Source organism: Verrucomicrobiia bacterium (assembly GCA_019634625.1).
In the GTDB taxonomy this organism is placed as follows: domain Bacteria; phylum Verrucomicrobiota; class Verrucomicrobiia; order Limisphaerales; family CAIMTB01; genus CAIMTB01.
Map to the genome: position 1 here is coordinate 102555 of JAHCBA010000020.1, position 11645 is coordinate 114199.

An 11645-nucleotide genomic window follows, 5' to 3' on the forward strand; every position below is an offset into this window, starting at 1 on the left:
CTCCCCACCTTACTCTCCCACCAGACGGTAGAACCGGAACGCCTCTCCGATTGCCCCCGGGTCGCCGACCTCGACGCGGCCTGAACCGTCCCGGTCCCCTTCGCCCAACACCTGCCACGTCCGGAGGTCCGACGACACCTGCACCCGCCAACGCTCCCCCACAGCCTCCCGATACGTGATCCTCACCTCGCCATCCGCCCGATGGTGCAGGTTCGTCACCGCCAGGCTCGGCCGCATGGCTCCGGGTACGACACGCACGTCATCCAACTCGAATTGCCCGGGGCCGATCAGCGGTTCCGGCACCGTCCACTCGAACCTCAGCATCACGGCGGTCCCCGCGAAATCCCCCAGATCCAAGGTCCCGACCTGCCAGCCGGTGTCGTTGACCACGGTGTTCGGCAATGCAACCAGAATGTTCTGGGAGAGCAACAGGTTGGCCTCCGGCACGCCCAACACCGCCACCCGAAAGACCCGCGGATAGCTCGAAGTGCCGAACGACTGCAAATCCCACGCGGCCCGGTAGCGGAAGCTCAACACCGCCCCCGCCGCCGGCACCGCGATCGGTTGCGAAAGACGCAACACTCCGGCAACACCCGCATCCCAGCCGTGCATCAGGCTGCGAGTCCCTTCCGCCGGCTGTGTCCGGAAGAAGCTCGACCAGACCGTCCTCCCCGCCGGACCCACCGTCGCCGCCCGTACCGGATCGCTCAACTCATCCAGGATCCAGCCCTCGAGCCCGCCCTCCTCGAACCCGCCGTTCGCCACCAGTGCCACACGCAGTGCCACCGGCTCGCTCGTCGCTTCACCCAACGCATTGCGGACCACCACGGTGTACAGGCCCGCGTCGCCCTCCCGGACGCCTGCCAGCTCAAGTCGGGCGTGGACCGCCCCGGGAAGGACCACACCATCCCGTCGCCACTGATACTCCAGCGGCCCGCTGCCCGCCGCCTCCACGGAGAACTGAACACTCGCCCCGACACCCACCTGGACCGGCTGAGGAGGCACCAGGATGACTGGAAACCGCGCTTCAAGACAGCGCCCGGCATGGTCTGCATCGAAGATCGCCCGCACTTCCTCCGCCGGAAGGGGCCTGGAATGGATCGCCACCTCGTCCAGCACCCCCTGGTATCCGGTCAGGGCCCCGGGCCAGCCTCCCAGGTGGATCGGTTCGACCCGCGCCGGCAGCGCAAACCCGACCGAACCCACCGCCGCCACCGTTCCGTTTCGATACAGTGTCGCGATACCCGACGGTGCGTCGAAGGCAAGGGCCACATGGTGAAATCCCTCGCCCCACTCGAACCCAGGCGATCGAATCGAGGACACCTGCCCGGCACTCGAACGGAAAACCGCCTCGATCGCCATGCCGCCCTGGAAACGGACCAGTCGCTTCAGGACGGCCGGCGTATCGTTGGTCCCCCAGCCCAACAGGATCCGCGTGCCCGGATCCCCCTCGACCCGCAGCCAGGCATCCACCGTGAAGCCGGCGCCCATGGCTCCCAACGACAGTCGGGCATGCGGCGGAATCCGAAGGAAGCCCCCGTCCGATCCCAATCGGAACCCCTGCCCGCTCCGGCCAGGCGCATAGGTGACGTCACCGAATGGCTCCGCGTCCATCCCGCCGACCCGATCGAACGGTTGCCCTTCCCCAGACCACAAAGCTGCCAGCGCCCCGTCCAATGCCCGGCATTCAGGCGTCTCGATCCGCAAGGCCACGATGGCCGGACTGGACCTCAATTCTCCATCCGAGACCGTGTACGAAAAGGAGTCCGTGCCCTCGAATCCAGGCGTCGCCACATACACCACCTCGGGCGGCACCCCCCTCAGCGTGCCGTGCGCTGGCGCCTCCTCGATCCGATACGTCAGGGGCGTCCCCTCCACATCCGACCCCGCCAGCACGATCAACCGCTCACCTCCGGCGGGAACGAACGCCTCCCGGCCATAGGCCACCGGCGCGTCGTTGACCGGTGTCACCACCACCGTCACCGTCGCCACCGCCGATGTCCGGTGGGCGTCCCGGGCGACATAGGTGAAGCTGTCCACCCCGTGGAAATCCAGCCCGGGCGAATACAGGCGCCCGGCGCCGGTGCCGCTCAGCACGCCATGCCTGGGCTCACTGAGCACCTGAAACTCGATGGGATCCCCTTCCGGATCGACCGCCCTCAGTTCAATGGGAACCGGCACGTCCTCCTCGGTCGTGATCACCAGATTGCTGGCCACCGGGGCGCGGTTCGTGATGACGCCCAATCCTACCGCGACCACCCGCGCCGACGCCGGATCAAAGGCGAACAGCTTGCCGACGGACGTGGCCACCGCCTGCACGGTGGACGCGAACGGAAGCCGGTAAGCCACGCTGCGTCCTTCCGTGTCCCACACCTGATTCGACCCAAAGGCGTACCCTCCGTCCGCCGTGGCGGCATACACCTCACCCCCGATCGCCCCCAGGTACGCCAGCTCCGCGTCGAACATGCCGCCCACCCAGAAGATCCTCGAACCGTATTCGCTCATCACCAGATTGCGCGAACCGAACCCGATGTTGATGCTGGTCGCAACGGGCTCGAAGGCATCGCCCTCGATCCGAAACTTCCGGATCGTCGCTCCGGAGGAGTTGTTGTCGCCGTGATAGTAGAACTTCAAGTCGGGTGAGTACTCGCCGTCACCCTCGCGAACCATGATGTCTCCCAGCACGTGCCCCCCGGCCGTGTCCACCAGCCGCATCCTGACCCACTGGTCGTGCCCTTCCACCACCAGCCTCCCCGCCGGCCCCGCGTTCACCCGGTAAACATCCGGCCCCAACGGAAGCGATGCCAGTTCCGCCCACGTCTCCAGGTCGAAGACCCGCACCCCGTCCCGCTGCCAGTCGGCGACATACAACCGATTCTCAGCGTACCCGATCGACAGGTCCGTCGGATTCGCCCCCGCCGGCACCACCCGTTCGATGCGCTCGCTGACGGTGTCGATGACCACCAGGTACGCATCGTCCTCGCCGGCGGTGCCGGGATGCAGCCCGTACACCCGGGGCCGCTCGCGATCCGCCACCAACTGCGTCAGGCGGAGGGCCACCACCTCCAGTGTCACGGGAACCACCACCGTCGAACCTCCCCCGGTAATCCGGACCTCCGCGGTCATCGTGCCCGGTCGTATTCCCGACGGGTCCACCCGCAACGTCACAACCTCCGTGCCCGTCCCCGCTTCCCGCGAAGCCTCCATCCACGGGACACTCACGCTCAGGCGCCATTCCATCGTCGCGTCCGGCATGTCAATGACCACCGTCGCCTGCGGGATCGGGGCGCCCGTCAGTGCCCGGATCGAGATTGCCTGCGGCCCCGCCCGAAAGGGTGCCGTGTCGAACGACCAGACCGCTCCCCGACGCTCCCCCGCGAACGCAACCTGGTCCACCCGCCAGGAATAGGTCCTGCCTCGATCGAGCGGCGCCACGAGTGTCATCGCGGGAACGTTCGTGCTGCCCAGATACTCCTCCGAGTCCGGCGTGGCCGACGCCACAGCCGCCGCCTCCATCCCCAGATACACCCGGTAACTCAGAGCCGGAGGACTCATGGACCAGGCGAGCCGGGTCAGGGGGACATTCACCGTGGCCCCGTCCGCCGGCAGCGGTATCAAGCCTCCGTCCGGAATCGGGGCGATATCCCGGGTCGGCACGACGACGAGGCGTTCCGTGGCGGGATTGTAAAGGAACAGCTTGTCCTGGGCGCCCGAGACAGCCAGGACGGAGGTCTCGAACGGCAGTTGAAACACCGCCTCCCCGTTGGCCACGTTGTAGGCACGCCGGGAACTGAAAGCCAGCTCACCCCTCAGACTGGCACCGTGGATCTCCTCGCCCAACTGCCGGATCTCGCTCAAGTCGGAGTCGTACACGTAGCCCTTCCAGAAAAGCCGGGATCCATCCGGACTCATGACCAGGTTTCTGGAACCCGACGGACGTTCCACACTGGTGCCCACCGCCCGCGGGATGTCATCGGCGATCTCGTACTTGTGAATCCGGGCATTCGAAATGTCATGGTCGGCATGGTAGTAGTGACGCCCGTCCGGGCTGGACTCCCCGTCCCCCGCCCGAATCGGCCACGGCAGGTCGGTCACCCGTGCACCGGTGGTCGTGTCCCACAGGTAGCCCTGGACCCACTGGTCGTACCCCTCCACGATCAACCGCCCCGGACGACCGGCATTGATCCGGTAGGCATCGGGGTCCATCGGCAGGGTGCGCGCCACGTCCGGGGACCCCAGCTCGATGAAGTGCGCCTGCGGCCCCCCCCAGTCCGTCACGTACAATCGGTCCTCGCCGTAGTGGAGCGTCATGTCGGTCGGGTTCCGGCCCACCGGAATGAGGTGCTCGATCCGTTCGGTCTCCGCATGGAGGATCACGATCGAGTGGCGCGGATCCCCGGCCGACGGGGCCTGAAGTCCGTACAGGTATGGCCGCGACAGATCCGCCACCAGCCGGCTCAATCGCAGCGGTTGCACATCCACCACCACGTCCGCCTTCAACACCGCCTCGCCCGCCCGGATCCGGATCCCATTCGTGTGGACGCCCGCGGGCAGCGACCCGGTGTCCAAAGCCAGGCGCAGCACGCCGGATCCGCGGCCTTCCTGCGGCTCCACTCCCAACCACGACTCATCCGCCTCGACATTCCATGAAAGGTCCGCCGGCGCCCGGATCGTCGTCATGACCGCACGGGGCGAATGCCCGACGATGGCCCCAACCCGGATTCCCGCAGGATCCACCGCAATCGGAGCCACGTCGAAGCTCCAGACCGCTCCCTTTCCAACGGACACAGGGGTCCCTGCATCGACCCGCCAATGATGCCGCTGCCCCACGCTCGGGGCGTTGGTCAGCAGCACCTCGTTCCGCAGGGTGCGGGTCAAATGCAGCGGCGATCCCGGGCCGGCGACCGCCACCTCCGCGGCATCCATTCCCAGATACACATCGTACCAGGCCGCCACCGGGGCATGCGTCCAGGTTAGGCGCACCAGGTTGGAGGCAACCCAGGCGCCGTCGGACGGCGTCGGAACCAGCGTGCCATCCGCGACGGTCGCGATCGGCGCCACAGGAACCAGCCGGAGCATGGCGTGCTCCGGATCAAAGATGAACAGCGTCCGCTGGTCGCCGGTAAACGCCGACACCGTCGAGTGCGCCGGCAGGTTCGCCAGCACGGCGCCCGATCGACCGTCGAAGACGCGCGATGTCCCCACCGCGAGTTCGCCGTGCAGGCTGATGGCGTAAATGTTCTCGGCGAAGGTCTGCGTGGGTTGCTCCAGGTCGTCGGTTCGGAAAACCCGGTCTTTGATGAACACCCGATCCTCGTTGAGCGTGAGCAGTACCGGGGTGTCGAGCGGGTCCCGTCCCAGGTTCTGCGGGGACGCCGCCATCCATCGGGCTCCTGATTCAGCGAGCTCCAACCGGGCCAGTTGCGAGACCGCAATCCCCGCACTCCAGCCGTACTGTCCCCATGCGTAGGCCGTCCTCCCGTCCCGACCCACGGCCAGCCCGCCCACCCCAAAGTCCCCCACGGAAAACGCGTAGGACCCCACGCCCCGCGCAAACTCGAAAAGGTGCGCCATCGGCGCCCACTGACCGTCCGTGTAGATCAATTCCCCCGGCGCTCGCACATACAACCGGTACCGGACTTCCGCCGAACCCTGCCAGTTCCCCGGGGCGACAAAGGCGCGCGTGGCATCAATGGCCATCGAATCGAGGTTCACCCGCACGATCTGGTCCGACCCGAAATGAATGACATACAGGGCGCCCTCGATCGGCGAGGCGGCCATCGCGTGGGGATTCGCGGCCAGGACCGTTTCCCGCTCGAGGATTCCGTTCGTCGCGTTGAAGGCGATCAGGGAGGCATTCCCACCCGCCCCGTCGTTCAATCCATACACCACGGGCCGAAGCGGGTCGGCCAGCAATTGCCGGATCTGCCTTCCCCCGGTCGAAACAGTCTGGCCCAGCGCGGATGCCGGCGGAAAGCCCAGGACCGCGGACGTCACAACCCAGGACAGCACCCCACCCCAGCCAGCGAGCCTCCTCCCATTCCGGCGGACAATGGCAGACGCGAACCCGAACGCGGACGTCACCCTCGCCACCACCGCGAGAATCCGACCGTGCCACGGAGGGACGGAAGCACGATCATCACATGAAATCATTCAAGGTCTCACTCCCACACTGTCTGGGCCGGGTCAATGGGATTGTGAGGGAGCCCGCGCCTCGGGCGCATCCCTAAGTTGTCGGTACTGAGCCAGCGAATCGGAGGGACGAGCTCCGCGAGTCTTCAATCCATTGCACCCCACCCTGCGGCCTCGTGGAACTCGGCCCTCCGATCTCATCACCCGCTTCTCCCTTCGGAGGGACGAGCTCCGCGAGTCCTCAATCCATTGCACCACACCCTTTCCCCCTCCCAGGGACTCGTACTCAGCCCGAAGGCCGGTACTCGTCCTCGTCCTCGAACCCGCAGGCACACCGTTTCGAGCGCCGCCTTTGGGCCGGCCCTTCACCTCGGGAGGTCCTCATCCCGCACCTCGGCGGGACCCTCCCCGGCTTCCGAAGGCAATACCGGCGGTTCCCCCTCTCCCCGCTCCGGAGACATCGGCTCGAGGCGCTTCAGCATCCCCTCGCTCTCCCCCAGTTCCCCCCGCTCCACCAGCGCGGTCACCTGTTCCACGATGACCGCCCGAAGCGGGGCCGGTGTGACCTTGAACCCCAGCCAGCGCGCCACCCCGACCGGCACCTCGTCCCGCGCCGCGCCATGGTGCGCCTCCACCAGCGCCAGGATCGCCGCGCGAACCTCCGCAGGGGGCACCCGTTCCGCCCGACGCACCCCGGGCACAACGACGGCCTCCCGGTTGCGAATCCTCACCGGCGCCCCGGCCACCGCCGCAAACGGTCCCTCCCATTCAAGGACCTTCGACGCCTCCGCCGAGCGCAATGCCGCCGAGACCGCCTCCTGAACCGTGACCCCGGCCTTGGGCAATCCCCACAGATCCCGCACCCGCGCCACCACCTCCTCCTCGTGGATCGGCCCCTCCTCCCGGATGATCCGCAGGACCACCCGCGTCAGGTCCCCCACCGGGATCTCGTTCGGCCTTCGCTTGCTTACGGCGAAGTTGGCCTCGCGGTAGGGTACCGTGACCTCGTCCGCCACCCGCGCTTCCCCAGCCGCCTCACGTTCGACCGCCCCGTTGGCAGGCACCGCGGAGGCACCGCCCGCCGGTGGGTCCTTTTCGCCCTCTTGGTCCGTTGCCCCCTCGTCATGGACCGCCCGCCGGATCGCATCCCGCACCCTGCGCAGCGCCTCAACGCCCCCCTGGGACCAGTCGGCCGCCCAGATCCGGTGCAGATGCCAGCCGTGGCTCTCCAGCACCGCCTGCCGCAACCGGTCCCGGTCCCGCGCCGACCGGGCGTCCCGGTACGAAACGCCATCGCACTCGATGCCGAGCAGGTAGTCATCCGGCCGGTCGGGATGGCGCACGGCCAGATCGATGAAACACCCCGCCACCCCCACCCGCGGATCCACCGCATGCCCCAGCGACTCAACCGCCTGCCGCACCGCCCGCTCGAAGGCCGCCCCCTCGTCCCCTTGATCGCGGGATGCCGCCTCGATCCGGCCGGACCTCGCGTACTCGAGGAAGGTCCGCAGTGCCGCCACTCCCCGTCCGGAGGCGCGTTCCAGGTCGATGTCCTCGGGCAGGATCGATGCAAACACCTCGCAGCGCCGCCGCGCCCTTGAAATCAGCACGTTCAACCGCCGCTCCCCGCCCTCCGCCCCCAGCGGCCCGAACCGCATCGCAAGCCGCCCGTCCGCGCCGCGCCCATAACCCACCGAAATGAACATGACGTCCCGCTCGTCGCCCTGGACGTTCTCGAGATTCTTCACGAAAAACGGCTCGGCGGAGTCGCGGACGAAGAACGCCTCGAGGTCAGGGTTCTCGCGCCGAACGCGTTCGAGTTCATCGACGATCGCCTGCTGCTGACGCACGGAGAACGCGGCCACCCCCAGGCTCAGCTCAGGTGACCGCAGGGCGTGCTCGATCACCGCCCGCACCACTTCCCGCGCCTCAATCCGGTTCGACCCCGTCCCCCCGGTGTCAAACACCCCATCCGCCACCGGCCGGAACCCGAGGCCCAGACCCGCCGATCGCGCCCGCGGGCTGGGCACGATGTAGAGCCGGTTGTCATAAAACTCCCGGTTCGACACGGCGATGAGCGAGTGATGACGGCTCCGGTAATGCCATCGCAGCAGGCTCTGCGGGAGACCGCGCGCGCAGCACAGCCCCAGAATGCTCTCAACGTCCTTCGCCTCCACCGTGCCATCGCCGGTTTCGTCGTCGTCGGACCCCGTCTCCTCCGAGGTCAGCCGCGAAAAGAACCGCGTCGGCGGCAACTGCCGGCTGTCCCCCACCACGACCATCTGGCGGCAGCGCGCCATGGCACCCAGCGCGTCCACCGGCTGCACCTGGCTCGCCTCGTCCACCACCAGCAGATCGAACTCCACCGCGCCCGGATCCAGAAACTGCGCCACCGACAGCGGACTCATCATGAACACCGGCTTGATCGCCTGGGCCACCGAACCGGCGTCCCGCAGCAGACGCCGCACCGTGCGATGTCCGCGCTTCCGTTCCATCTCCCCCCTCAGAATGCCCACCGGCCCCACCGCCCCCCCCGAACCGGGCATGCCTTCGAAATGCGCCTTCAACACCCGGTATCGGGCCAGGTCGAGTCGGTCCCGGTCCAACTCCCGGAACCGCGCGATCTGCCGCGCATGCACTGTCCCGTCGAACCGGCCCAGGGCCGGATCCGCCGCCATCCACTCCCGCAATCGCGCCCCCAGATCGATCCGGTCGAACCCCTCCACAGCCTCCGCCGTCGGCACCGTTCCCGTCTCGAGAAGCTCCACCAGCGGACCGCAACCCCACTCGCGCGCCAGACGGGCCCGCCCGAAGTACGACGTCCAGGCCGGCAGGACATCGAGCCGGGACCCCCAAAGTCCGAGCCGCGCCTCCAGCTCGGCCACCGGAGTCTCCTCGATGGATGCCGTCCCGAAGGCCGTCCGGGTCTCCACCCGCAATCGCTCGAACACTGCCGCCACCTCGGCACGCGCCTCCGCCAGCCGGGCCTCCAGGTCCTCGCTCAATCCAGACAGCCGTTCCGGCTCACGCACGCCCGCGAACACCTGCCGGAACTCGCGTCCCATCCCCGCCGCCCGCTGGGCCCGCACCCATTCGAGCACCCCGGCCAGTTGATCCCAATCGCTCCGTTCCCTCCGCCAATGGACCCCGAAGGCCGCCTGCCCGAGCGCCCCGGCGTCCCCGATCGCCCGCAGGGCCCGCTGCCCCGCGACCAGCGCATCCACCATCGCCACCCGTTCCTCAAAGCCCTTGGGCGGTGCCCCGATCGAAACGCCACGCAGCCGCGCCAGGGCACGCCGGAAGTCTCCGTTCAGAAAACGCAGCCAGGACCGCCCGTGCGCCGCCAGGGGACCCCGCACATCCGAGAAATCCTGGGACCACGCCTCCTCGACCACCCGCCCTTCGAGTTCGCGCCGTGCGTTCCTCCAGGCGGTTCCCGCCGCCAGCAGCTCGTTCAACCCATCAAGCCCGGCGTCCCACAAGCCTTCGCACAGTGCCGCCTTGTCCACCTCGGGGGCCCCCGCCACCAGGCGGCCCATTCGGACATGCCGCTCCGCTCCCGCCAGATCCGTCGCCGCCGGCTGCTCCAGCGCCGCCGCCAGCGCGTCCATCGCCGTCCGCAACGCCTCCACCCGCTGCCGGGCCGACTTCAATCCCCGTTCGACCGGGTCGCGATCGATCTCGAGGAACCCGTCGCAACCCACCCCCCGCCATGGATGCTCCGACGGAAGGCCAATGTCCTCGATCCGCTCCGCCAGTTCCCCGATCAACTGGCGCCGTTCCCGCCGCTCCTCGGGCGTCCAGGTCTCCGACCCCGGGAACGCCGCGTCGCCGGCATCGCGTCCCCGGTCCCCCAGAAGCACCAGCGTCCCGATCGCTTCAAAGGCACTCATGCCCGCCGGGACGCGACGTTCATGGAGCGCCCGGGCATGGGCATTGAGGAGCGTCCGCTGACGTTCCAGTTTCTCGATCGGTCCCTTCTCATCGCGCGCCTTCGGGGCGCCCAGCTTCCAGGTCCGGCCCAGTTCCTCGATGACCACCCGCTTGTTCGACTTGTTGCTGTGAAGTTCGAGACAGAGATCCCCCAATCCCTCGCGCTCGAGGCGCCGCTTGACCACCTCCAGGGCGGCCAGCTTCTCTGCCACGAACAGCACCCGCTTCCCGTCCAGCACCGCCGTGGCGATGATGTTCGCGATGCACTGGCTCTTGCCCGTTCCTGGCGGCCCCTGGATCACCAGGCTCCGCCCCCGTCGCACCGTCTCGATCGCCAGGCTCTGCGAGTGATCCGCGTCCACGACGTGATCCAGCCGGTCCGATGGGATCAGCTCGTCGAGATGCACATCCTCCGGGAATGGCGGTTCGCCCGACGGAAACCCGTCCCGCAGCAAGGCTCTCACCAGCGGATGCCCCGCCGGACCCTTCCCCGCCGGCCAGGCGGCCGGATCGAGGTCCCGGTACATGAGGAACTTCGCGAACGAAAAGAACCCCAGGGTCATGGCATGACCATGCACCTCCCAGCCCGGCATCCCCTTCACCGCCTCCGTCACCGCCTCGAAGTACCGCATCCAATCCACCGACTCCTCCTCCGGAAACGGCGGCAGATCGATGCCAAAGTCCCCCTTCAGCCGGGCCCGCAGCGACAGATTCTCCTCCGGATCCTCCTCCAGCCACCGCAGGTGGAACCGGTCCGACGCCGAACGCCGCCGGATCGCCACCGGCACCAGCACCAGCGGCGCGTGACGCGGCACCTCCGGCCGGTCCGCCTCGAACCAGCGCAAATGCCCCAGCGCGAGGTACAGAATGTTCACCCCCTGCTCCTCGATCATCGTCTGGGCATCCCGGTACAGCCCCAGAAGCCGCGATTGCAGCCGCTCCGGCGACAACTGCGTCTGCAACCGCGCATCCGTGTGCCGCTTCGCCGGCGCACCCTCCGCGGGCCCCTCCTCCTCGGGTTGCGGCAGACCCGCCTCCTCAGACTCCGACCGATCCGACCGATCCGACCGATCCGCCCCAACCGCCCCATCCCCCCGCTCCACCGCCTTCCGCCCCTCGGTGCCCGGCAGAAAACTCATCGGCTTCCGTTCCGTCACCAGGATCCGGAACACCTGCTCGCTCCGTTCGTCGTCGAACTCGATGACCCGCGCCGACCGGTTCCCCACCGGAATGGCCAGCAGACGGTTCCGTGTGGACAGATCCAGCAACTCGCGTCGGCTGCGTTCCAGGAGTTGTTCCGTGCTCAATGTCATGGCTGATCTCGGACCTGCCGGACGCGCGCCCCTCCGGCGGCGCCGACTTCCTGCCCACCCGGACGGCCCCCATGCGGGCGCCACCCCGACTCCGAGCACCCCTCCACGGGACACCTCCCCGACCGGGCCGCGGAACGCTGCCATGCCAACCCCCACCCGACGACATCTTTTCCCCCGCCCCTCCATTAATCAACGCAAACTCCGTGCATATGCACGATTGTTCGGTCCATTCCACCGCCCGACCTCATCTCCACCCCAGCCCCCGGT

The 11645-nt window shown here is 68.2% G+C and carries 2 protein-coding genes; both read right to left on the bottom strand.

The features are described from left to right. Nucleotides 1-9 precede the first annotated feature (9 nt). Entirely contained in the window at nucleotides 10-5997 is a 5988-nt protein-coding gene (locus KF833_13470) for an immunoglobulin domain-containing protein (GenBank protein MBX3746310.1), read from the bottom strand. A gap of 500 nt (nucleotides 5998-6497) precedes the next feature. Further along, nucleotides 6498-11378: a DUF3320 domain-containing protein gene (locus KF833_13475; GenBank protein ID MBX3746311.1), complete on the bottom strand. Its 4881-nt coding sequence runs from the start codon at nucleotides 11376-11378 to the stop codon at nucleotides 6498-6500. Between the last annotated feature and the right edge of the window lie 267 nt (nucleotides 11379-11645).

Coding starts and splice junctions, on each gene's coding strand:
- KF833_13475 (MBX3746311.1), bottom strand. CDS start 11,378: ATGACATTGAGCACGGAACAACTCCTGGAACGCAGCCGACGCGAGTTG.